At 38.5% G+C, this 23,872-nt stretch carries 27 protein-coding genes; 14 read left to right on the top strand and 13 right to left on the bottom strand.

The window, feature by feature from the left end:
- The first annotated feature begins 96 nt into the window (after positions 1-96).
- Positions 97-615 (top strand): tryptophan transporter, encoded by a 519-nt coding sequence (locus ACIQCE_RS04260; protein ID WP_400493726.1) that lies wholly within the window; start codon positions 97-99, stop codon positions 613-615.
- A 46-nt stretch (positions 616-661) separates the two neighbouring features.
- On the opposite strand, the gene yhzF is transcribed toward ACIQCE_RS04260, so the two are convergent.
- Positions 662-853, bottom strand: a complete 192-nt coding sequence (gene yhzF, locus ACIQCE_RS04265) for a membrane protein YhzF (RefSeq protein WP_400493727.1) — start codon at positions 851-853, stop codon at positions 662-664.
- A gap of 124 nt (positions 854-977) precedes the next feature.
- Between yhzF and ACIQCE_RS04270 the strand changes: the two genes are divergently transcribed.
- Positions 978-1,334, top strand: coding sequence for a YtxH domain-containing protein (locus ACIQCE_RS04270; protein ID WP_353856227.1), 357 nt, complete (start codon positions 978-980; stop codon positions 1,332-1,334).
- A gap of 189 nt (positions 1,335-1,523) precedes the next feature.
- Positions 1,524-2,150 (top strand): HTH-type transcriptional regulator Hpr, encoded by a 627-nt coding sequence (locus ACIQCE_RS04275; RefSeq protein WP_400493728.1) that lies wholly within the window; start codon positions 1,524-1,526, stop codon positions 2,148-2,150.
- Here the strand turns inward: ACIQCE_RS04275 and ACIQCE_RS04280 are convergent.
- Positions 2,128-2,472, bottom strand: a complete 345-nt coding sequence (locus ACIQCE_RS04280) for a YhaI family protein (protein ID WP_400493729.1) — start codon at positions 2,470-2,472, stop codon at positions 2,128-2,130. The genes ACIQCE_RS04275 and ACIQCE_RS04280 overlap by 23 nt on opposite strands.
- A 234-nt stretch (positions 2,473-2,706) precedes the next feature.
- On the opposite strand from ACIQCE_RS04280, the gene ACIQCE_RS04285 reads away from it, so the two are divergent.
- Together ACIQCE_RS04285 and ACIQCE_RS04290 are read left to right on the top strand one after the other, a co-directional pair.
- Complete coding sequence (locus tag ACIQCE_RS04285) at positions 2,707-3,234, top strand: DUF3267 domain-containing protein (protein ID WP_400493730.1); 528 nt, start codon at positions 2,707-2,709, stop codon at positions 3,232-3,234.
- 73 nt (positions 3,235-3,307) lie between these two features.
- Complete coding sequence (locus tag ACIQCE_RS04290) at positions 3,308-3,493, top strand: hypothetical protein (RefSeq protein ID WP_353856596.1); 186 nt, start codon at positions 3,308-3,310, stop codon at positions 3,491-3,493.
- Between the two features lie 54 nt (positions 3,494-3,547).
- On the opposite strand, the gene ACIQCE_RS04295 is transcribed toward ACIQCE_RS04290, so the two are convergent.
- Both ACIQCE_RS04295 and ACIQCE_RS04300 read right to left on the bottom strand, forming a co-directional pair.
- Complete coding sequence (locus ACIQCE_RS04295; protein WP_034647786.1) at positions 3,548-3,637, bottom strand: YjcZ family sporulation protein; 90 nt, start codon at positions 3,635-3,637, stop codon at positions 3,548-3,550.
- Positions 3,638-3,782: 145 nt separating this feature from the next.
- A complete protein-coding gene (locus ACIQCE_RS04300; protein WP_008361129.1) occupies positions 3,783-3,869 on the bottom strand; it encodes a YjcZ family sporulation protein in 87 nt (28 codons plus the stop codon).
- Positions 3,870-4,030: 161 nt separating this feature from the next.
- On the opposite strand from ACIQCE_RS04300, the gene ACIQCE_RS04305 reads away from it, so the two are divergent.
- Positions 4,031-4,915, top strand: a complete 885-nt coding sequence (locus ACIQCE_RS04305) for a peptidylprolyl isomerase (RefSeq protein ID WP_400493731.1) — start codon at positions 4,031-4,033, stop codon at positions 4,913-4,915.
- A 57-nt stretch (positions 4,916-4,972) separates the two neighbouring features.
- On the opposite strand, the gene ACIQCE_RS04310 is transcribed toward ACIQCE_RS04305, so the two are convergent.
- From ACIQCE_RS04310 to ACIQCE_RS04325, 4 genes are all read right to left on the bottom strand, one after another.
- Positions 4,973-5,203 carry a sporulation YhaL family protein gene (locus ACIQCE_RS04310; protein WP_353856232.1) on the bottom strand — a complete coding sequence of 77 codons (231 nt, stop codon included), beginning with the start codon at positions 5,201-5,203 and terminating at the stop codon, positions 4,973-4,975.
- A 123-nt stretch (positions 5,204-5,326) separates the two neighbouring features.
- Complete coding sequence (gene yhaM / locus ACIQCE_RS04315; protein WP_353856233.1) at positions 5,327-6,271, bottom strand: 3'-5' exoribonuclease YhaM; 945 nt, start codon at positions 6,269-6,271, stop codon at positions 5,327-5,329.
- A gap of 62 nt (positions 6,272-6,333) precedes the next feature.
- The gene (locus tag ACIQCE_RS04320; protein WP_400493732.1) at positions 6,334-9,084 is read right to left on the bottom strand and encodes an ATP-binding protein; all 2,751 of its coding nucleotides are present in this window, start codon (positions 9,082-9,084) and stop codon (positions 6,334-6,336) included.
- Positions 9,085-9,100: 16 nt separating this feature from the next.
- On the bottom strand, positions 9,101-10,315 hold the full coding sequence (locus ACIQCE_RS04325) for a metallophosphoesterase family protein (protein WP_400493733.1): 1,215 nt from the start codon (positions 10,313-10,315) through the stop codon (positions 9,101-9,103).
- A gap of 171 nt (positions 10,316-10,486) precedes the next feature.
- On the opposite strand from ACIQCE_RS04325, the gene ACIQCE_RS04330 reads away from it, so the two are divergent.
- Positions 10,487-10,675 carry a YhzD family protein gene (locus ACIQCE_RS04330; RefSeq protein ID WP_400493734.1) on the top strand — a complete coding sequence of 63 codons (189 nt, stop codon included), beginning with the start codon at positions 10,487-10,489 and terminating at the stop codon, positions 10,673-10,675.
- A 30-nt stretch (positions 10,676-10,705) separates the two neighbouring features.
- Here the strand turns inward: ACIQCE_RS04330 and ACIQCE_RS04335 are convergent, their stop codons facing one another.
- Entirely contained in the window at positions 10,706-11,479 is a 774-nt protein-coding gene (locus tag ACIQCE_RS04335; RefSeq protein WP_400493735.1) for an enoyl-CoA hydratase, read from the bottom strand.
- 566 nt (positions 11,480-12,045) lie between these two features.
- On the opposite strand from ACIQCE_RS04335, the gene ACIQCE_RS04340 reads away from it, so the two are divergent.
- Positions 12,046-12,543 (top strand): cation:proton antiporter regulatory subunit, encoded by a 498-nt coding sequence (locus ACIQCE_RS04340; RefSeq protein ID WP_400493736.1) that lies wholly within the window; start codon positions 12,046-12,048, stop codon positions 12,541-12,543.
- A gap of 7 nt (positions 12,544-12,550) precedes the next feature.
- On the top strand, positions 12,551-13,774 hold the full coding sequence (locus ACIQCE_RS04345) for a cation:proton antiporter (protein ID WP_400493737.1): 1,224 nt from the start codon (positions 12,551-12,553) through the stop codon (positions 13,772-13,774).
- 98 nt (positions 13,775-13,872) lie between these two features.
- Here the strand turns inward: ACIQCE_RS04345 and ACIQCE_RS04350 are convergent, their stop codons facing one another.
- The 4 genes from ACIQCE_RS04350 to ACIQCE_RS04365 form a co-directional block, all read right to left on the bottom strand.
- Positions 13,873-15,372 (bottom strand): coproporphyrinogen III oxidase, encoded by a 1,500-nt coding sequence (locus tag ACIQCE_RS04350; protein ID WP_400493738.1) that lies wholly within the window; start codon positions 15,370-15,372, stop codon positions 13,873-13,875.
- Between the two features lie 113 nt (positions 15,373-15,485).
- Positions 15,486-16,352: a Cof-type HAD-IIB family hydrolase gene (locus ACIQCE_RS04355; RefSeq protein ID WP_400493739.1), complete on the bottom strand. Its 867-nt coding sequence runs from the start codon at positions 16,350-16,352 to the stop codon at positions 15,486-15,488.
- Between the two features lie 536 nt (positions 16,353-16,888).
- Positions 16,889-17,245 (bottom strand): YlbF/YmcA family competence regulator, encoded by a 357-nt coding sequence (locus tag ACIQCE_RS04360; protein ID WP_353856241.1) that lies wholly within the window; start codon positions 17,243-17,245, stop codon positions 16,889-16,891.
- A gap of 120 nt (positions 17,246-17,365) precedes the next feature.
- On the bottom strand, positions 17,366-18,499 hold the full coding sequence (locus ACIQCE_RS04365; RefSeq protein WP_400493740.1) for a DUF445 domain-containing protein: 1,134 nt from the start codon (positions 18,497-18,499) through the stop codon (positions 17,366-17,368).
- 213 nt (positions 18,500-18,712) lie between these two features.
- Here ACIQCE_RS04365 and ACIQCE_RS04370 point away from each other — a divergent pair, with 213 nt between their 5' ends.
- The 5 genes from ACIQCE_RS04370 (at position 18,713) to ACIQCE_RS04390 (ending at position 23,638) form a co-directional block, all read left to right on the top strand.
- Entirely contained in the window at positions 18,713-19,819 is a 1,107-nt protein-coding gene (locus ACIQCE_RS04370; protein ID WP_400493741.1) for a YheC/YheD family protein, read from the top strand.
- Positions 19,776-21,134 (top strand): YheC/YheD family endospore coat-associated protein, encoded by a 1,359-nt coding sequence (locus ACIQCE_RS04375; protein ID WP_400493742.1) that lies wholly within the window; start codon positions 19,776-19,778, stop codon positions 21,132-21,134. Before ACIQCE_RS04370 ends, ACIQCE_RS04375 begins: the two co-directional genes overlap by 44 nt.
- 152 nt (positions 21,135-21,286) lie before the next feature.
- The gene (locus ACIQCE_RS04380) at positions 21,287-21,496 is read left to right on the top strand and encodes a YheE family protein (RefSeq protein ID WP_400493743.1); all 210 of its coding nucleotides are present in this window, start codon (positions 21,287-21,289) and stop codon (positions 21,494-21,496) included.
- Between the two features lie 20 nt (positions 21,497-21,516).
- The gene (locus tag ACIQCE_RS04385; RefSeq protein WP_400493744.1) at positions 21,517-22,389 is read left to right on the top strand and encodes a helix-turn-helix domain-containing protein; all 873 of its coding nucleotides are present in this window, start codon (positions 21,517-21,519) and stop codon (positions 22,387-22,389) included.
- Between the two features lie 142 nt (positions 22,390-22,531).
- Positions 22,532-23,638 (top strand): ABC transporter ATP-binding protein, encoded by a 1,107-nt coding sequence (locus tag ACIQCE_RS04390; RefSeq protein ID WP_400493745.1) that lies wholly within the window; start codon positions 22,532-22,534, stop codon positions 23,636-23,638.
- The last annotated feature ends 234 nt before the right edge of the window (positions 23,639-23,872 follow it).

The raw sequence follows: 23,872 nt of genomic DNA on the forward strand, positions 1-23,872 counted from the left end.
TATAATAACGAGAATATGAAGCGTTGACTCTTGCAATAAATGATCAGCCATATTATTGGAGAGTCCTATAAGAGCTTAGCAGAGGAGAGCATAGAAATGAAAACAAAAGAATTAGTCATTATGTCATTGCTTGCAGCAATGGGAGCTGTTTTGCATACGATTTTCCCGCCAATCTTCTTTGGAATGAAACCTGATATGATGCTGGTCATGATGTTTTTAAGCATCATCCTTTTTCCAAAGGTACAGCATGTTGTCGTCATTGCCCTTGTGACTGGGGTCATTTCCGCTTTGACAACGAGTTTCCCCGGCGGACAAATTCCAAATATGATAGATAAACCAGTCACTTCCATTATTTTCTTAGTACTTTTCTTATCTTGCCAAAAAATGAAAAATAAAGTGGTTCTTACCGCTGTTTTAACAGCTGTTGGAACCATGATATCCGGCGTCATTTTCCTTTCTGCCGCTTTGCTCATCACTGGACTGCCAGCAGCATTACCGGCACTCTTGGCAGGCGTTGTCCTTCCAGCAGCCGTCATTAATACCATTGCAATGGCGTTTGTCTTCCCGATTGCTCAGTCCATTCTAAAGCGTGCAAGAATGATTGAAGTCGCTTAACAAAAACCGAACCTCTTCATGATATTGAAGAGGTTTTTTCATGTTTTTATAAAAGAAAAAGGGTAAGCAGCAAAACGAGAAGCGAAATCCCTGCACCCGCCCCACAAACAAGCGCTTTTTGCTTTAATACATGTTTGGGCGGATAAGACCCTGCATACCCAAGTTGTCTTAAATAATGAATAGAACCACCTGTGAAAACAACACCGATACACGTAAAAACAAACAGAAAGACAGACAACCTTCTCCCCTCCCTTTTCTTCAAAAGTATGCTAAAATAAAGCAAGCTATGTATGGAAGTTTGAACCTGATCTTGAGATCAGAATGAACTGAGTATGTGTAAAATTTGACGAGAGGTGATATCAATGGCTAGTGGACGTTCTTTACTAACAGGATTATTTGTAGGCGGTCTCCTCGGAGGCGTTGCAGTGCTCCTGACGACTCCCTCTTCCGGCAGAGATGTGCGCGGAAAAGTGAAAGATGGTTATGGCAAATTGGAAGATACGCTGACAAAATTAAAAAGAGATGGACAGTCTTTAAAAGAGCAAATTGTTGAAACCGCAAAAGAAAGCGCAGGAGTTATCAAAGAAGTTGCATCTGAATTGCAAACATCCATTCAACGATGGCGCGAAGAAATCAAACCTCATCAGCAAGACTTGCAAAAGGAAATTCAGGAAATTGAGGAGAAGCTCAAACAACTGGAGAAAACCTTACAAAACTAATTTATATTCACAAAAAAATATTCGTTTACAAAAGTGTGCGGGGTGCGTATCCCGCACTTTTTTTGTTGAAAAAAAGTTATTTCGCCAATGTTATTCATGACTTTTTAAAATTCTTGAATTTTCAGCTTTATTAATCTTTATTTTATTGGCATAATAGAATTACAAGAAAAAGAGAAGTAGGTGAAATGGATGAATCATTCGGAACAGCCTTTCGATGTAAAAGAAGCACTTTTATTCAGTCAAAGAATGGCTCAATTGAGCAAAGCTCTTTGGAAATCCATTGAAAAAGACTGGCAGCAATGGATCAAACCGTATAACCTAAATATCAATGAACATCATATTTTGTGGATTGCGTACCAGTTAAAAGGAGCTTCAATATCAGAAATTGCGAAATTTGGCGTCATGCATGTATCAACTGCTTTTAACTTCTCCAAAAAACTGGAAGAAAGAGGATTTTTAAAATTTTCTAAAAAGTTAAACGATAAACGCAATACGTATATTGAGCTAACGCCAAAAGGCGAAGAGACATTCCATAAACTACTCGAAGATTACGACCCTGCCCGAACTGGTATTGTCAAAGGCGCACAGCCGCTTCATGACATTTACGGAAAGTTCCCTGAAATTTTAGAAATGATGTGTATTATCCGAAACATCTATGGTGAGGACTTCATGGAGATTTTTGAGAAATCGTTTTCAAACATTGAGAAGGACTTTTTGAATGAACATGGAAAAGTCACGAAAAGGGCTGAGGAACTTGAAGGCTCGACTGAGGTAGCAGAAAAAGAAAAGACGGCTAAATCAAATCAAACTGTTTAATGATCTTTATAAATTCATTCATTAATGGCTGAAACAGCCCCTGATCATGTAGAGCAAAAATCGTCTCATGAACATCCAGCTTCTCAATTAACTGTCCCGCAAAAAGCGCAAGGAGATCGTCGAACATGACAAATCCTTGTGCTTTTTGCTTGTCCATATCGTCTGAAAGCTTTGCACAAATACGTTCAATGTCCTTTGCTTCTTCCTTAGACACACGCTGCCGAATCAACAGCGCATAATATGGATAGCGGCTCATATCCGAGGCCATCAGTAAAAGTTCCATATGATATTCGAGCAGACTTATTCGTTCCTCAATCCTCATGTACGTTCCCTCTTTCTCTTAGTCTTTCTATTTTAGCCGAAAATACTCATTGACGAAAGAGACGAACCTCCCCCTTCTGTCATTTTTTCTTGAAAAACTCAAAGTTTCCTCTGTTTATCCTTCATGAATGGAACATTTTATTTTTTTTCATCAAAACCATTGATTTTTATCCTCAGAAAGAGTAAATTATCTTGAGGTATTCAATTAGATTTTTGAGATTGGAAGGATGAATAAATGAATTGTTGGAAAACCATTAATCTTGAAAAGGATTATGGTTATACGAGAATGATGATTTCAGCAATAAGTCTTGCTATCTTCTTTTTCATTTTGGCTTTTTTATGTTTTCAACTGACTCATCCTGAAACGAAACTAAGCAGTCATAACGCGCCGCTTTTTGCTGTGCTTTTACTCGCGACATTGCTTGTCCATCGTGTGATTCACTTGATTCCAGTGATGAAAAATAAGAAAAAAATGACGTTATTTAAACGAAATTGCTGGCAGCGTGTGCCAAAGAGGGTAATGCTCTTTTCATTGGTCAGCCCGTTTTGTGTCATCTCACCTGTTTACTTTGTTTTAGGCATGGCGTTTCCCATGTATGCTCACTATTTCATCATCATCGCAAGTATTCATGCAGGCTATTGTTTGCCTGACTTTTTATTTACTTGGAAACTGCTAAAAGCACCAAAATCATGTATCATCGATCAAGCTCAAGATGAGTTTGATATTTTAGTTGAGCAAACTTCCTCATCAAGAGGTTTTTAAAGTCAACTTCTATCTTTTTCATAAAAAATTTGGTAATGTAGTATGGGAATAGCATAGAGAGGGGGGCTCTCCGATCGTTTTATTTTACTTCATCGTCTTTGCTGCGTTTATTGTATATTCAATAAACAGGCTTACTAATACATTATGCCTTGTCAGAGAGATTCCTGAAGAACGGCAAGATAAGGTGTTTCGCTTTATTAATGTATCAATACTCATCTTACTCATCTCATCATTTGTTGAAATTACGATTACTGCTTAAGATCAAAGCAAAAGCTGCCAGTTTGAGGGGCAGCTTTTTGTGATTTTTTATCTATTAGTAAATCCAAGATGCACCGATGATGATCAATAAAATGAATAACACGACGACTAGTGCAAAACCGCCCGCAAAGACTTCTCCTCCCATGTAAATACACCTCCTGCCAGTTCTTCTTCCGTTCTAAGCTCAGTGTATGCAAAAACATTTAAAACGTTTAGGCACCTGTCATCGTTTGAAAAAAGAACCGCCCCACACTCAGGCAGAACGGCTCTCTTCTGTACCAGCGATTTAATTAGTAAAGATATGCTGCACCAACGATGATCAGCAAAATGAATAGCACGACCAATAAAGCGAAACCATTAGAATATCCTGCTCCCATATAATTCAGCCTCCTTTTTGTGATCACTATATGTGTATGTCGCACTTAAAAATTTGACTAGACGAATGCCCTCTCATTTGCATTTCTTTTTACAGCGTGTCACAATATGTTATGATACAGTCAATGATAAATAAATTGGAAAGATTAGGAGTGTTTTTTGAATGAAAAAAATGGCTTTAGCAGCTGTAACAGCAGTAAGTGTTTTAACTCTTGGCGCATGCAGTAGCGGTGATAAAGAAGTCATCGCAACGACGAAATCAGGAGACGTCACAAAAGAAGAACTATATACAACTCTTAAGAAACAAGCTGGTGGAGATGCTTTAAATCTACTTGTTCAACAAAAGGTTCTTGCTGACAAATACAAAGTATCAGATGATGAAATCGATAAGAAATTGAAAGAATATAAAAAAACACTTGGAGAAGATCGTTTAAAACAACTTCAAGATGAATATGGTAAAGACTACATCAAAGATCAGGTAAAATATGAGTTACTAACTCAAAAGGCTGCCAAAGCGAATATTAAAATTACTGATAAAGAAGTCAAAGCTTATTATGATGACCTAAAAGGCAAAATTCGTGCTAGCCATATTTTAGTCGCTGATAAGAAAACAGCTGATGAAGTAGAAAAGAAATTAGCTAAAGGTGAAAAATGGGACGACCTTGTGTCTGAATACTCAACAGACACTGCTTCAGCAGAAAAAGGCGGCGATGTAGGCTGGTTTGCAAAAGATGGTCAAATGGATAAGAATTTCAGCAAAGCAGCATTCAAACTAAAAGTGAATGAAATCAGTAGCCCAGTGAAATCACAGTACGGCTACCATATCATTAAAAAAACCGAAGAACGCGGCAAATATGATGACATGAAAGCTGACTTGAAAAAAGAATTGCTTGAGCAAAAACAAACAGACACAAATGAAATCCAAACCGTCTTAAACAAATTGGTGAAAGAAGCCGATGTAAAAGTAAAAGATAAAGAACTTCAAAACTCGTTCAAAGAAAAATCTCAACAAACAAATACAAATACAACTACAAATCCAAACCAATAATCGTGAGAAACCCCTCTACTATGTAATGAGTAGAGGGGTTTCTGTATGAACAAATAATTAAGCAATCGAATGATCTTCGTGGTTCGCCGTTTCTTGTGATGTTTTTACTTTTTGATGCTGTCGTCTGCGCTCTCTTTCCTGTTCCATTCGCTCGATAAAGATTTCACCTTCCTTCTCGATAAAGGATTGATCAATCTCCTGCTCCTCTTTTGCTGTCGTCATCAGTTTATACGCACTGTAAATAATGCCAATAATACATACATACACCCACCATGGAAAAAACAGCATCTCTTTTTATGGCCTCCTTTATTCAGGACATCTCCCTCTTCCCTTGTGTTACATGCTTATGCGAAAAGAAGACAAGTTATGAAAAAAAAACGCCCGCTTTATCCGGACGTTTTTTAAGTCATATTAATCGTGAAATGTAGGTTTATAAAAAGATCGGTTCTCTAGAGCAAAAATACGCTCTGTATATTCTCCAGGTTTCACATGCTCAAGCGCCCGATCCATCATGTTCATTTTCGCATCAAGATTATCAATATAGTGAAGGATTTCCGCCTCCTTGACCATTGGCGGTTTCGGACTTCCCCATTCCCCTTTTCCATGATGACTCAGCACCAAATGCTGTAAAATCAAAATTTCTTCGGAGTCAATTCCAAGCTCTTCTGCGGCTTTAGCAATTTCCGTTACCATAATGGAAATATGACCAATTAAATTTCCTTCGACTGTATATGTCGTTGAAATTGGACCCGAGAGCTCTTTCACTTTTCCTAAGTCATGTAAAATAATACCTGAATATAATAGATCTCGATCTAGTGATGGGTATAGATCGACGATCGACTTAGCTAAATGCAGCATTGACACCACATGATAGGCGAGACCAGATACAAATTCGTGATGATTTTTCGTCGCTGCAGGATAATCGGCAAATTCCTGTCCATATTTCTTTAGCAAATGTCTTGTGACACGTTGAATATTAGGATTCTTCATATCAAAGATATACTGCATAATCGTATCCATCATATCGTGTTTTGGAATAGGAGCTGTTTCTAGAAAATCATCAATCCGAATTTGTTCGTTTTCAGCAACTGGGCGAATATTCCTAAGCTTTAGCTGATTTCTCCCGCGATAATGATGAATATCACCTACTACCTTGACAATGGTTTGTGGTGCATATGTGAGTTCATCATTTTGCTTTGCATCCCATAGTTTCGCCTCAATGTCTCCACTTTGATCTTGAAGAATTAAGGTTAAAAATGGTTTGCCGTTACTTGCAATACCTTTAGTAGAAGATTTAATTAATAAATGCAGGTCAACTTGTTCGCCGACATCATAGGTCATAATCCCTTTAGCCATTCAATAAAAGCTCCTTCCATGTTTCTGCTCATTTAAGTATAACATAAGTCATAATTTGTCAATCACTCAACTACTAAACTCGTAATCTGCTCTTTTTGTGCTACTTGCTTCATGCGATCATGGCAGGTGAAATAAAACAACTGTGTTTCAGAACGGGTAAGCTCACTCATCATATCCATCACACGCCCTAAGCGCACATGATCAAAATGGACAAAACTGTCGTCCATCATAAAAGGCAACTGGCATTCTTGTTGATGAGACATTGCCAAAGCAAAACGAATGGCTAGATACACCTGTTCACACGTTGCCTGTGAAAGCTCCTCCGCTCGGAATATTCGCTCATCGTTCCTTTTCACGATCAGCCGATCATCTTCTTTCGAGAACATGATTGTTTGATAGCGATCATCTGTTAAAGGCTGTATTAAGCTGGAAGCCGTTTGAAGCAAAGCTGGAAGTCTAGTTTCTTTATGTTCGTTCAATTTCTCATGAATGACCGATCTCACAAGCTGAATGGCCGCCCATTTTTTAGCTAGTAACTTCGTATGTTCCTGCTCTATTCCGAGCTGGTGGGTTAAATCAGACACTGTACCTGACGCTTCAAGGTGTCTAATTTCCACTGTGAGTTCTGCTAATCGTTCCTGCATTTTCGTTACATTCATTCGGATGTCCTTTAGGCGACCTTTAGCTTGTACACGAAGCGCCTCTATTGTGTGTAATCCCTTACTTACAATCCTTTCTAACTCCTTAGAACCATCGCTTCGGTGCAACTCTTGATTTACCTGTTGTAAGTCATAAAGCCGCTTTCGGTATTCTTTCGATAAATGAACCAGCACATTGAAATCTTCCTTTGATTCTGCTTCTACTTGACGAAAAAGCTCGTTGATTTCTTTTTCGTAATATTGAATTTCCCTTTTTAACGCTGTCAGTTGCTGCTCAACATGCTGGATCGATACCTTCAATGCTTGACGTTCCTTTTCTCTCATCGCCTCATCCTTCAGAATGTCTTGAAAGGCTGAGATTCTTTCTTGAACCGTTCCTTCTTTTTTCTGAAGTGCGCTGCTTAAAGCAAATACTTGCTGCTCATAGAGGGTTTTTCTCTCTCTTAGCTCATTTATTTCGCAGGAAAGCTGCTCATATAAAGCTGTATTCGCTTTTAATTGTTTAAGGACCTGATAGGCTTCGACGAGAAAAGAAAGCTCTGAAGTGAGCCCCAACTGTCTTTTCATCTCTTCTACTTGTTGCTGAATCGGTTCTAACTCTTGCTCCCAGTCCTCATATTGCCGAATGATTCTTTCATAAAGAAGCTCTTTTTGCCGCACAAGTGTTTCAGCTGAAACCGCTTGGACTTGAAATGCTTCTGCATTTGTGCCATGTCCCACCTGGGTCTTTTTCAGCAATGAATAAACCAATGTGAGCACAAAAACAGAAAATCCTGCAAACAGCAAAGTGACCAACCATTGTCCTAAAAATAATAAAATGATCATGAGAGCAGTAGCAACCACGAACAATAGTGGGAATAACCACGTTCTTGTATCATTGTCACCTGTTGCAACCTGTTGAGCTGCCAGTTGATCTTTTAATCCTTTGAGTGCTGTTTCAGCTTCTTCTAATTCATGCCGTGCATGATCAAAGCGTTCATCAAGCTGAGTCTTTCTATCCATTAAACGAACGTATTGACCGACAGCCTCCTTTAATTCCCACTCAAAATCAAGGGAGTCGTCGATCTGCTCTAGATTTAACTGCCTTTCCCATTTCAGCTTCAATGTGCTTGCTTCTATTTTTTGCTTCAATGTTTCTCTTTCTTCCTCAAGCTCTGTTAAGCGTCTTGTCACACGCTCAGATTCTGGGGAAGCATCAATCACACTTTGCATCTCCATCAACGTATTCTTGTCATACAATGGTTGAAATTGCTCTAGAGAAGTCTGCGCGCGATCTAATTTTTGCTCCAGTGCTGCTAATTGTGCTTTTTGCGGGTGAAGGTGTGATTCTAATTTATCAAGTTCATGCTCTGTCTCTTGTCTAAATTGTTTGACACGTTCCGGATAACGAGCCAATTCTTTTTTTAACTGGATTTTTTGCTCTATGATTGGATAAAGACGAATGTGTTCATTCAGCTTATGAATCTCTTCTTCTACCTGATTCGCTTCGTTCTGAAGTTGTTCGATCTGTTCTATTAAGCTAGTCTGTTCCTGTTTCTTTTCTATATAACGATTTTCTATCATTTTGGCCTGTTTTAGTTGGTCTGCCAGTTCCTTTAAACGATCGAGCTGTTGATTTAATTCAGGCTTTCGACCATTTGGTTTAAAAAGTAACTCCTGCTGTTTGAACAGACGACTATCCATCTTGGATGCGGCATCTGATCCAAATAGACTTGAAAAGAGCAAAAATTCACCGATCTGATCTTGATTTAGGGCTTGCACATTTTGTAGCCCAAACACATCAAAAGAATAAATAGATTGATATAATCTACGGTCAGTTCCCTTTAAAATCGTGCGTAAAAAACCCTCGTCTTTGATTTCATCATTCGGTAACATCACTTGCGCTTCACCGCCTTGATCGGACGTCCTCTTAATCTTGATCATGCCTAGCTCTTCATGCAAACAAGTAAGGGAGCCGCCATAAAAAGATGACTGTTTGGGCTTGTACACATTGTTTTTAGAAAATCCAAAGAGAATCGATTCAATAAATGCCTTCAACGTCGTTTTCCCCGATTCATTCAAACCATAAATAAGCTGAAAACCATCATTAGAAAAGTGAAAGGTTTGATTTGAAAATTTGCCAAATTGCGTAATATGAAGTGAACGTATTTTCATCATGCCTCTCCTTTTCTCACAGTTGCTTCAACTGCTCTATAAGTAATCTTTGTGCTTCTTCTTTAATATCTGCTTCATCCTCTTTTGTCATAGCCTTTCCAGACTTCCTGTAGGTTGGGTGACGCTTGATCGGTGAAAGTAGCTGTTCATATGCCTCAAATTGAGCAATTTCTGACGTGAGTTCCTTTAGAAATGAATCTTCTGGAAAGACGAAATGCTCATTTGTTCGATCATCAATGGACATGACCCAAACGAACGTTTCCTCGTCTTCTTCTTGCTCGTGAAGAACGGACATGAGCTCCTCCATCACATCCAGCTTTGTTCGTTCAAAGTAAGGAGGCGCATCACCGATCAATTCAATTTTTACACAAAAAGGAACACCTCGATGTTTCAGCTCAATGATTCGCTCATCAATCAGCGTGACAAGATCCGTCATATGTGCTGTATGTGTAATGTCGATGACCACTGTTTCAAATATAACGTCTGAACAGCTATGAAACTCCGCTATCTCAGAACCTTCAGAGAGATGAACCAAGTAACAGCCTTTCTCTCCAGTTTCTTTTATATGCCTGCCCTGAATATTACCAGGGTAGATCATCAATGGTTCTTCATGCAGCACCTCTCTCTTATGGATATGTCCAAGAGCCCAATAATCGAAATCTTGCGCCACAAGCTGCTGAAGCTGAAACGGTGCATAAGTGTCGTGTCCTTCGCGGCCCGCTAATGTGCCATGAAGCATCGCAATATGATATGTAGCATCTGTTGTTTTCAGGTAATGAGGTGTCATATTTTCATAGACAGCCCTCTCTTTGTAGCTAAAACCATAAATGCTTGCGACAAGCTGTTCGCCTCGATAATAGGAGTGCTCACTTGGCATTCCGCTTGAGAAAACTCGAACATTTTCTGGCCACTCAATCGGTGTCCACTCTCCGCCTAAATGATCATGATTACCATAAATAATAAAGACTTCAATCCCGTACGTTTGGAGTCTAAGAAATTGTTTTCTTAAAAAAAGCTGTGCTTTCAAGCTTCGATTGGATTCGTCAAATACATCTCCGCTTAAAAGCACAAAGTCCACAGTCTTCTCGATGGCGAGATCAAACATGTTCTTTGCACTTTGAAACGTACTTTCTTTCAGGCGTTTAAATATTTGGCTTGGTATACTCGACATTCCCGCAAACGGACTATCTAAATGAAGATCTGCGGCATGAATAAAGGTTAGCTTAGTCAAACGTCTATCTCCTTGCACGATACTGTAGTTGACAATATTTTATCATGTCATTTTTACGAATGCACGTTCTATCAATTTTGTTAAGAAAAAGCCATTTTTTTATGTAAAAAAGAGGTTTTGACCGTTACATTGTTTAATTACATAAAAAAACAGAAGAAAGGAAAATGATTGATGGAGAAGACATACTTTTTGACCGTATTTGACCGATCAGGCGAGACATTATTAAATGAAAAGATAACAACTGATAGTGATGAAAAGGCAAAAGAGCTAGGACGACATCGATTAATCGAACAACAATATATGAAGCATTCTTACCGGCTCGTCGACAATGCAGGCAAGCTGCTCTTATTTGAACGTTAAAAAGAGCCGGCTTTTCGCCGGCCCATCGAATTATACATTTTGAAATACAGGCTGTCTTTTTTCTAAAAATGCTTGGATGCCTTCTTTATGATCATGACTCTGTCTAAGCCTTGCCTGTGCTGCACGCTCCTTTTGAAGAACCGCTAACAACTGTGGCTCTGACTGCTGAAAATAAATCATCTTTGTTTCAACAAAAGCCTGAAGCGGCATGTTTAAAAATGGTTTCACACATGCTTTCTGATACGTATCGACCTCTTCTTGAAACACACCGTCTGCTAGTCGAAGCTGAAGCGCCTCTTCTGCCGATAGCTTTTTTCCACTCCATATTAATTGTTTGGCCGTTTGCTCGTTCACTCTCTTTGTTAAGAAAAAATGACCTCCACCATCAGGGATTAGCCCTATTCCATTAAAATTCATGGCCAGCTTTGCATCTTGATGCATGAACAAATAATCACAGCTTAGTGCAAAACTAAAAGCAAGACCTGCCGCCGCCCCATGGACAAGCGCAATCGTCACTTTTTTCATACGTGCAAGAGAAAGTGTAATTCCTTCGATCAAATCCATGACATGATGAAAATCTTCTTCACGTTCTTGCTTGAGCATCATCCCGATATCTCCACCTGCTGAAAACCCTTTTCCCATGCCCTTTATCACAACAATCCTCGCACTGTTTTCTGCCGCTATATCACATGCCTCTTTGAATTCAGCAAACATATCGACATGAAATGCATTATAGGCATCCGGTCTATTGAGAACGATTTCAAAAATATCCCCTTCTAGCTGACATTTGATGAATTTCATCATTTATCCTCCTTTTTCGTTTGAATACAAGACTATTTCCCTTTTCATACTCATAATCCCTTTTCCTCTGCATAAAAATTTCAAGATCAATTGATACTAAAATGAGCATAATTGTTGAAACAAGAAATATATTTTTATATAGTTAAACAAGAAATTAAAAATCATTTGAAAGGAGGAGGATTGTTGATAAGGTGTTACATTTTTATATTGGTTAGCTTCATCGTCATGTTTTCTCCCTTTTCAAATGTCGCTTTTGCTTCTCAGGCAGAAGCGAGCACGATCAATCTCATTTCTCCGTCTGTATATGATGAAGAAATGAACGCTGTAAAGACATCTCCATTTTCAAAAAAACATGCTTCATCTATTCTATTGTACCGCGGATTATCAATGGCTGACTTGAAGGCTTTTCTATTAAAGCCCACTCAATCAAAAGCGTTATCCATTGATCTATGTTTTTTGGAAATGAAGTGTGCAATCCCCATTATGTGTCAATCAAATTACCTCTCCTGATTCATTTTATTTCATCCGTATGAGCAACTATACCTATCTATCATATTCGGAGGGATAATATGAATATTAAAGAAAATGATCTTCCAGGGATCGGAAAGAAATTTGAAATTGAAACGAGAAACAGAGAAAAGATGACGATTGTGATTCATGATGATGGCAGGCGGGAGATTTATCGATTTGACGATGATGATCCAGATGAAGTCCTGTCAACCATCTCCCTCGATGATTCTGAGTCACGACAAATTGCTGCCATTATTGGCGGAATGGTATATAAACCGCAAGCACTTGAGACCATCGAAATGACCTTTAATGACCTCATCATTGAATGGTTTAAGGTGGAAAAAGGTGCAAAAGCGGTTGGACATACACTCGGTGATTTAGATGTAAGACAAAATTATGAAGTAACTGTCATTGCGATTATTAAGCATACAAATGAAAAATTACTCAACCCAGGTGCCGATTCCATTATTGAAGAAAATGATACGATGGTTATTTCAGGCGAAAGAAAGCACTTGAAGCGATTGATACGTGATTTTCTTTCTAGAGGGGGAGAGTGATGAGAGAATGGATCATCTAGTCTTTGAAGTTGGCACTGCGCTTATTCTGATCGCCATTGCCAGCTTAATCGCCAATAAAATGAAATTCTCTATCATTCCATTTCTCATTGTCCTCGGAATGATTGTTGGTCCTCACGCTCCGACCATCGGTATCATTGATTTGAAATTTATCGAAAGCTCTGAAATCATTTCGTTCTTTGGCAGAATGGGTGTCTTATTTCTCCTATTCTACCTTGGACTTGAGTTCTCTGTCGGAAAGCTCATCAAATCAGGCAGATCCATTGCAGTCGGCGGGTCTATCTATATTTTAATCAACTTCAGCTTAGGTCTTCTTTATGGCTTTATCACAGGCTTCGGTTTCCTTGAGGTTCTGATTATGGCGGGTGTCATCACCATTTCATCTAGTGCAATTGTCGCCAAAGTCCTCGTTGATTTAAAACGGACAGCAAATCCTGAAACAGAATTGATTCTTGGGATTATTATGTTTGAGGATATTTTTCTCGCCGTCTATTTATCCGTTGTATCAGGTCTTGTCCTTGGAGATGCCACATCCGTTGGCAGTGCCTTATTATCTATTTTAATTGCCTTTGGATATATGATGCTTTTCTTCATCATCGCACGAAAGCTGCCAAAACTATTAAACAAAATATTCGATATACGTTCAAATGAAGTGTTCATCATTGTGATTTTTGCGGCTTTATTCTTTGTCGCCGGTTTCTCAGAAACAATCCATGTAGCAGAGGCCATTGGTGCTCTATTACTCGGTCTTGTTTTCTCAGAGACAGAGCATTCAGACCGAATTGAGCATCTCGTTGTTCCGTTTCGAGATTTCTTCGGTGCCATGTTTTTCTTCAGTTTCGGTTTAAGCATCGATCCTTTTACTTTAGGAGATGCATTTTGGCTAGCGATTGGCGCCGTCATCCTCACCTTAATTGGTAACTTCACTGCCGGTATGTTTGCTGGAAGAAGAGCAGGTTTTTCTCATAAAGCTTCTTCTAATATCGGATTAACCATCGTGTCAAGGGGAGAATTTTCAATTATTGTAGCAGAGCTTGGCATTGCAGGCGGTCTTGCTGCCACATTGAAGCCATTTGCTGCATTGTATGTCTTAATCCTTGCGATCTTAGGACCGCTTGTGACGAAAGAATCAAAGCGCATCTATCAAATGTTAAACCACATTTTCCAGTGGAAAACCGAAAAATCAAACGTGAAAAAAGAAACGACCATATAAACAAACAAGGGCCCCATGAAGTGAGGCCCTTTTTTTTCATCAATTTAAAAAATTGCTGACATTTTTGTATATGAAAAAACACTGCATCACCGCAGTGTTTACTCGTGAGATACAAATAACGACTCAAGAAAGTTGATTTTCTCTTCTGTATAGTGCTCATAGCGATCATTATACGATTTTGGATCTTTTGGATTGGCATACTGCGTAATTTTTCCTGATCGCGGATCAATGAATTTACTTGCTGCGCCACATCCAATGCCAATGATCGTCTGAACTTCTTCCATAATGATGATATTATACAAACTCTCTTGTCCTTCTAAAGAGTACCCTATATTTTCAAGATTCCCTAAAATGTTTTTTTGTCTATACAAATAATATGGATGATATTGATGTGCTTTTGTCCACTTGACAGCTTCATCCATCATTTGTATGATCTCTTCTCGGTCCGCCACTTGATACTTCTCCTTATTACGCGTCATTTCAGATGCTCTTTTGAAGGAGAGTGTATGCACAGTTAAAGATTCAGGCTTTAGCTCTTCAGTTTGATGCAAAGAGTGTTGAAACTCCTTTAAACCTTCACCTGGCAAGCCAATAATTAAATCCATGTTAATATTATTCATTCCGTACTGTCTGGATAAATGATATTTTTCAATCGTTTCTTCCACACTATGATGACGACCAATCGCTTTGAGCGTTTCGTTTTCGTACGATTGCGGGTTGATACTAATTCGGTCGATATTGTAGCGGTTTAAAACCTCTAACTTATCAGGCGTAATGGTGTCTGGTCGACCAGCTTCTACCGTTATTTCACGAATATGTTTCACATCTGGAAATGAGCGATACATTTCTTCATACAGCAAATCCATTTCCTCAGCGGTAATACTTGTCGGTGTACCCCCTCCGAAATAAACCGTTGTCACTTTAATCCCTTGTTCTTTTAGCCACGAGCCAATTTTCTGCATCTCATAATGTAGCCCGAAGAGAAACGTCTCGACTCTGCCAGCTTGTCCTTTAATCGCATATGCAGGGAACGTACAATAGGCACATTTCGTTGGACAAAAGGGAATGCCGATATACACACTGACTTCCTGCTGAAGGTCATACAGGTCAGGTATCGCTTGAAGCTGACGATCTACAATTTCCTGCATCAAATTGATTTTTTCATCATGTATCAAATAATCACGTTTTAATGCAGCATGCGCCTCTTCCTTTTCCATCCCTTCTCTAAGCAACTTATGAAGTAATTTCGTAGGACGTATTCCCGTGAGAATTCCCCATTTTTGCGTGATTCCTGTATATTCTTGAAGAAGGTTTAAGTAAACAGACAGCACAGCATTTTTGAGTTGCTTCCAACGTTCCTTCTCATTCAATCCATCCGGCATTTCTCTTGTAAAACGACTTCTTACATCTGAATCAGCAATATGTCCAACGGCCTCAACCACTCCATGATCTTCTTTCCAACCGAGCTCCATTACCAGACCCTCATCAAGAGCATGTTGATCGAACAACACTTCACTATCTTCTTCAAATAAATTCGCAATATTGACAAGCGGACGATGAAAACGTTCATCTGACAGCCCTTTAATTACAATTCGCATCGAATCACCTTTATCTTCAAACTTGTTTTATTTTACAAAATTCATCTTGGAAAAGCAATGAAGGAAACAGACGATGGCCCTGCCATTTTATGATTGACAGGACCTTTATCTGTTTATCGTTTGATATCAAATTGATGTAAAAAACCTTCCCTTTGCTGCATCCTAAAATATTCTTTGATCATATAAGCAACGCCTTGTTCATCATGAGATCGTGTGACCCAATCGGCTTTACGCTTCACCGAATGAGGTGCATTACCCATAGCTACCCCTAATCCTGCTAGCTCAAGCATAGGAATATCATCTATCCCATGACCAATCACTACTGTATCTTCTAAAGTAAAACCAAGTGATGAGACCAAAAGGGAAAGACCTGCTTCTTTCGAAACACCTTTACACACGATATTCATTTTCTCATCGCTAATCTTGATCAGATTGATAGATGGGAACGCTTGTTGAATGGTTTTGTATATTTCAGGCTGAAGAGCTGCTGTCGAATATACTTCGATAACAGGTGTACTTACTGGCTCATCCATCAGCATATCACTTAAAGATTCTACAAATTGGACTGGATAAAAGATCGGATCAGACGGGTGAATCAGTGTTTTCCCCATTAGTTGAGACTGGGTCTTTTTTCGATTACCAATTGAGAATTTTTCATGTAGTAATCGGATATTACAATCAAAGCTTTCAAGGATTTGCACAAGATTAAACGTTTTTTCTTCCGTTAATTTCTTCACATGAAGTGGTTCATCGAGTTTATCTGCGATAAAAGCACCACTATGAGTCACAAGTGTTGAAGACGATATTTTCAACGCCTTGGCAATTTTTTGTGCTGATCGAAAATGCCGATTGGTCACAATCGTCACATAAACCCCTTTTCTCTTTACATATTCCACAGCTTCTTTTGTAGCGGAATGAATTTTCCCATTGGAACGAAGTAACGTCCCATCTATATTGAGTGCAAGTAATTTTTTTGACACTGAGGCATCCCCCTTCTTGATGACTGTACTTATGATGAGGATATGCCCTAACCGAGAGCTTTAGAACATGCAGTTGAAGTCGAACTTTCATGAATCAAAAAGGATACCCCCATAAGTTGAAATGAAACAACCAGTCACCGAAAGAGTTTCGGCAACTGGCTGTTTCATAAAGGTGTTTGATATCCCTGCCTAAAAACGGGCATCAGTCCCCCAGCCTACCCCTAAGGCTTTTTATGTATGATTTGGATGCGTAACAATGGCGTGATGAAGCTCCCCATTTTCCCCTTTATCTTTCACACACCAAAGCATTGCTTATATCATATCCCCTTATGCTTTGTATTTCTCCCTGAAGCGCTTCTCTCTTAGTTGACTGATCACCATGAAATCCAAAATGAAACGCACCCAATGAAATCATGAAAGTACATTTTTGAAAGCACTTTCAATAAGTATTATCGCAAAATTTCTCAGCTTCGACAACCTTTTTTTTAAGTTGGATGATCAAACAAAAAAAAGGGCAAATTCAATCGCCCTTACAATTAATTTTCTTCCGGATTTCCGTAAAGCTCTTCAAGAGGCTTCATGATGATTTTATTTAATTCACCGATAAGAACACTCACACGTTGTTCGGCTTCCATTAACCGAGAGATTTTATCATGTTGCTGAACAAGTGTAACTGTTTTTTGAGCTTGCTCAACTTCTTCTTGTGTAATCTCTTGACCAGTCATTTGTTTTTGTTGAAGGTTTACTTGAATGTCACGAAAGTTCTCAAACATTCTTTTAGAAGACTCATCCTCGTTAACCTCATCATAAAGATTTCTTAAAGTTGAATATTCTTCGCTTTGTCGCAATGCTTTTTCAAGGTCATATGCAACATCATAAAGATTTACAGACATGTCATGTCTCCTTTCTATCCGTTATCACCGATATCATCGGCGGACACCACTCCACTATAACAAACTATGGCTTTTGTTTCACATATATACAATGAATTCATCAAAATTCTCTTCTTACTGTTAGAATAATGTGACGAAAACAGCCTGAATAGCGCCAATGATTCCGCCTAAAAAACCACCTAAAAATGTAATCATCTTAAGCTCTTTATTGGAAATGCTGACAACCAGCTCTTCCATTTTTTCAAGTGGAAAAAGTTCAATTTGCTCGCGAATGATATCTTCAAATTGAAGCTTCGTCAGTAAACCCTCTAAAGCATTCGATGCCGCTTCCATCCCCTTATCAATGAGAACAGGTGCAAATTGGAATTTGAGATCATTTGCCACGGCACTGATATAAGTTCCTACCGGTCTGTCTAAAAGCAGCTTTGTAGAGAAATGTGAAAGCAATCGCCTTTTCACACAAAACACAATCCTCTTCACATCCCACTTTTCATCCAACTTCTGAAGAGAAAATGTCTTTACCTTATCCCATTCTTGTACTAACACATCTGATAAAAATCTCTTTGTTTCTGCATTTCTCAAAAACTTCATGATTTCAGGGTGTACTCGGTCGATTAAGCTTGAATTGCCAAGAAACATTTGAACCATACTGCCAAACATCCCTCGTTCTTTTAAGAAGTCGTCAATCATATTGCCGAGCCTTGCTTTCCCTTCCTCACTTTCAAAGTAATGAATCCCTCTCATTAAAATATAATCTGCCACATCTGGGATTTTTGCCGAGAACTTATCTTTGACTTCCTGTGGAAGCAGTTCGGATAATGATTGTTGATCATACTTTTCAAGCAATGCAGAGACCTTCTCATCTGACCACTGACTCAACCATTCATCCATTTTCACGTCAGCCTGTAGAACTCCGAATTTTTCTAAAAAAGTAGCGACTGATATCTCCATTTCAGCGGTCTTATCAATATAGCGGTGAACAGTGTTCAATATGTCTTCTCTCGCCTCTGACGTTTCAAAGCGTTTTTTAATACCATCTGGAGTAAGGAGATGTTCCATCACCATCACACCTACTTGCTTTGCTACTTCATCTCTTCTTTTAGGAATGAGTCCCGGTGTAAATGGAAGCTGCTTCCCAAATAAATAATAAGTTTTATAAGGACGAAAAAGCATTTTAATCGCAAGATAATTTGTTGCTGCTCCTATGACCGCTCCTATTACGATCATAAAGATAAACGTTGTGAGTATATCCAAAATTGTCATCTACCTTTCAAACAACACCCGATGTTTATTGTTTTTTATCTATTCGTATTATAGTTGTTGTCAAAAGTCCAAGCAAATGGGCATTCATCAAGACATATGGTTAAGCTATCTGTCGTAATGATAAAGGAACACAAGATTTTTGTAAAATCATAAAAAAATGTTTTTCGTTTGTTAAAAAAGAATGTGAAAAGTAGGTGGTTTTACATGATGTCAACATTAGGCGTTGTTACTCTTTCAACACAACATGAAGAGACATTCACGCTTCAGCTCGCCAAAGCTGCCTCTCCTTTTGGTTTAGAAATTGTGCGTTTTACACCACTTGACTTAAAACCAACTTCAAATCTTATTCAAGGTCAAAAGTTTAAGGTTGGTCAAGGTTTTGTATCAGAGGAATTTCCGATTCCTGATTTCATTTATGATCGATGTCTGTACCAGCATGATTTACGATCTAAAAAAGCAAAACCAATCATGAATTGGTTAAAAAAGTATCCAAAAACAACATTTTTGAACACAGGATTTCCAAATCAAATGATTCTATTCGAGCAGCTCCAACATCACCCTTCATTAAATCCATATCTACCAGTCTGCTCATTATTAAAAAAACCATCTGATCTTATCGAGATGGTAAAGGAAAACGGGTATTGTAAAATGCATCCGCTCTCACAGCAACATTCAGCTCCAACTTACTTGGTTTATATGAATGATCAATCAACTTTAACCGTCCAGCTCAATCAAAAGCATTTCATCACATTTTCTAGTCAATCAGACGCCGAGCGCTGGTGCCAAAAGTATCTCGGTCGCTATTTACTTCAATATTTCAACACGCCTTTCCAAAATAATTTTTTATTAACTGAAATCAGGAGTTTTCTCATGAAAGATGCTCAACATCAATGGCACTGCATGGGAAATTATATAAAATCAGCAGCTAAAAATAGCTTTTTAAGGAATACACAAAATTCAAACCATATGTTAGTCTTTGATCACTACCTAAACACATTGCAACCGCACATAAGGCAGCTCTTGCTAGATGATATGTCAACCATTCATTCGTCTCTTCCAGCTTATTTGGAAACAAGATTTTCTCCTTTCATTGAATTCGCTGTAGACTTGCTCCATACAAGCGAAGGTAAACTTTTTATATCAAATATCATGTCAAAGCCAGGGCGGTCCGCTTTTTTAAAGGTCTTTCCTGAAAAAGAAAATAAATTCATCCGTTGTATTCTCGAGCATGGGCAATCAATGATATCTCAACAAAAGGAGGTTCATTATGCTCCAAAAACGTTATATCATCGCTCCTCATTTAACAAGTAAAAGAACGATCCATCTCCCCTTTCAATTTAAGCAGCAGGAATCTATACAATCTATCGCTTTCGGGTCTCTCTCTTTAGACGGCTTCACCATTTCATACCATCAAAATAAACATAAAATGTTATTATCTGAAGATCTTTTCCACGATTTGCTTATTCCTTATGAGACTAAAGCTGATGTGATTTTACATGACAATACACTCTATATAGGACCTCTCATTGGAATATTTACCGCAGGGTTTGAACAGAATGCTCAACCATTAGGAACTCGCTCTGATTTTTTCGTTCATCTACTAAAGTCTTGCAGAAAACATGTTGGATTTGCTTATCTTTTTGGCACTCATTCTATTGATTGGGAACAAGGAGTAGTGGAAGGGTACCTTTTCCAACAACAAAAATGGATTAAAAAGCAATTCCCTCTCCCGACAGTCATTTATGATCGACTACCAAATAGAAAGGTTGCTCAATCAGCGTTCATACAAGAAACAAGACGAAGACTTACACAAGACTACGATATCCCTTGGTTCAATCCTTATTTCTTTAATAAATGGCACATTCATGAAAAGCTGCTTGCAGATCAACGTTCAGTATCCTTTCTACCGCATTCTATACAACTAGATCCTTTAGATGCTTCATGTAAAATAGAAACACTCCTCCATCTGCACAATGTGATTTATCTAAAACCAATGAACGGAAGTCATGGACATGACATTTATCAGCTAAAAACGACTAAGAGTGGAATTGATGTCTATACAAATAAAGGGATGTCCGTTGAATTTTATTCAGTAAAGGAATTTCTAGAAAAATTTAGAAAGGAACACACGATACATGAATTTATAGCTCAACAAGGCATCGATTTACTACATATCGAGAATCAGCCGCTTGATTTCAGAGTGCATACAAACAAAAATAAATATGGTTATTGGACAGTAACTGCTATCGCTGCAAAAGTATCTGGAGACCATACAGTTACCACCCATCATTTACATGGAGGGACTGTTAAAACGCTGACTGACATCTTTCATGTACAAGAAACACGATTGAAGATTTTACAGCAGCTTTCAGAAACTGCTATCCATCTTAGTCAAGTCATTGATGAAAAAATGCCGGGCTTCATAGGTGAAATCGGATTTGACTTAGGAATCGATCACTCTGGATCTACTTGGATGTTTGAAGCTAATTCCCGGCCTGGAAGAGAAATTTTTCGGCATTCTTTATTAAAAAATTCAGAATGGCTCGTTGGTAAAAGAATCATCGATTACGCATCCTACTTATCACAAAAAGCGCTCTTTATCACCGAGCATTCGAACGTCAATTAATTGCTTTTCTATTATCAACAGTGTTCTCAAATCTATCCTTTTCCTATGCTCTATCCATAAGATGAGATACAATATAACTAAGTCAAAGGTTCTTTTCTTATTGTCGTTTTTGTTTATTGTGTAATCAATAAAAGCAAGGAGGCAGTAACGATATGATTTCCCATTTTCAATGGAAACCGCTTTTTAAGAAAGCTCAATTGCCTGGCTGGAAAATATCCTTTTTTCACAATGGTGCGCATTATGAAGGCATCTACCACAAAACTGGTGATATCGAATGGGGCTACCAACTTCCACCACACGAAGTTGAACCAAACCTAAAAGAAGAAATCCATGAATTAATGCTATTTCATGTCTATGATTAAACTGATTAAGGAGCCTCGTCATGCTAGAAAAATTAAAGCTTGTATACGGCAAACATATCATCAGTTCACCTACCAATGACAAACATATTCTATGGTATCAAACCGATCAAGGCGAAATATTTGGAGTAGACGGAACCGAATTATCTTCAAGAGAAACACTCCTTTTAAACTCATTACTTACACCGATCAATTTATCTAATACTCAAGAAACTGAAGATGAAAAGAACTGGTACAGTTATCTTTTTGAAGAAAAATCATTAACAGTGCACGAACCCGTCCGTGTTTATTATTTTAGAATGTTCCATCAAGCAGAACAGAAACAACAAATAAAAGAGGCTGTTAGCAGCAGCCTCGATCATACTCATTTGATTTGGACAGGCGCTGACACTGCCATGATGATTCAATCAAATGCCACATCAGAAAATGGACAATTAGACAAGCTGAATGATCTTTCTCAAGCATTCACAAGTGACTTTTTAACAGATTCAGTCTTTTTACAAGGACAATTGCATCTGCCAAATGAACAGCTAAGAACGAGATTGTTAAATGAACATCAGCTCTTTTTGACGCTCATTCAACGGGGAAAGCTTAGATCAGGTGTAGCGACATTTTATCAATGTCTTCCATACCTATTTCGTTATAATCCTCATGCGGTATCTAGCTCGATTTCCGATGCATTTAAAGAAACGGTCCTTGATCGAGAAGTTTCCCGCACTCTCAAAACGTATATGCAGTGCAATTTGAATGCGTCCAAAGCTGCCAAAGCTTTATATGTACACAGAAATAGCCTTCAATATCGCATTGATAAGTTTATTGAACGGACAGGAATAGATATACGTCATTTCCCAGAAGCCTCAGCTACTTATTTCATGATGAGTCTTCTAGATGTTTAAAAAAAAACTGCCATAAGCAGTCTGCCCAAAAAATGAAATAAGATGTTGTGCACGTTGTCCATTTACAGACACTTGCCCATTTTATACACTTTACATATAAGTAAAGCGCTTTCAACAGAAAGGAACAGGGAGGCTACGGCAAATGGCTGAAATGATGCTCGATCGCATTTATAAAGTATATGATAACAAAGTGACAGCAGTAGATAACTTTAATCTTCATATACATGATAAAGAATTTATTGTTTTTGTTGGTCCATCAGGCTGTGGGAAATCAACTACGCTTCGAATGATCGCAGGTCTTGAAGAGATTTCACAAGGGGATTTTCTGTTAGATGGCAAACGAATGAATGACGTAGCACCGAAGGATCGGGATATTGCGATGGTCTTCCAAAACTATGCTTTATACCCTCACATGAATGTGTACGATAATATGGCCTTTGGATTAAAGCTGAGGAAGTTTCCTAAAACGGAAATTGATGAGCGGGTTCGAAATGCTGCCAAAATTCTAGGTCTTGAACCATATTTGGACCGAAAGCCTAAAGCTTTGTCAGGCGGACAAAGACAGCGTGTTGCTCTTGGCAGAGCCATTGTTCGAGATGCAAAAGTCTTCCTTTTAGACGAACCGCTTTCCAATCTAGATGCAAAATTACGTGTTCAGATGCGTGCTGAAATATCTAAACTTCATCAGCGCCTGCAAACGACCTTCATCTATGTAACTCATGATCAAACAGAAGCGATGACTATGGCAACAAGGCTTGTTGTCATGAAGGATGGCTTTATTCAACAGGTTGGAGCACCTAAGGATGTATATGAAAATCCTGAAAACGTCTTTGTTGGAGGATTTATTGGGTCTCCTGCCATGAACTTTTTCACAGGAAAACTCTCTGACGGCGCCATCGCTGTTGGAAAAACGCACATTCGTGTGCCAGAAGGAAAAATGAAAGTATTACGCAGTCAAGGTTACATCGGAAAGAATGTGATTCTTGGAATTCGACCTGAAGATTTTCATGATGAACCTGTCTTTATTGAGGCATCTGAAGGTACAAAAATTGAGGCACATGTAGAAGTGGCTGAACTTATGGGAGCGGAAACGATGCTTTATTCTTCTCTTGAAGGCCAATCTTTTATTGCACGTGTTGATTCTCGTACGGATATTCAGGCAGGTCAGTCTTTACCGCTTGCTATTGATATGAATAAAGCTCACTTCTTTGATATCGACACTGAAGAACGCATTCGGTCAGCTCAATAAAGAGAAACTTGCTCCATCACCCGCTTGTTGGGTGATGGTTTTTTTAATTCATTGAGGAACATTTAAAACAAGATTTACCATGTTCTTTTTTTGTATGTTTTCTTAGCAAATAACCATAATATTTAGTACAAAGGACTTGTCGCATTGGGTTCGCCAAGTGGCAAATGACAATTTTCATTCGCTGGTGCGATTCCAGCAAACCCAACCAAATCATATATAAAAAGGAGATTCACA

The organism is Bacillus sp. NPDC093026 (genome assembly GCF_044754665.1).
Taxonomy (GTDB): Bacteria; Bacillota; Bacilli; order Bacillales; family Bacillaceae; genus Bacillus; species Bacillus maqinnsis.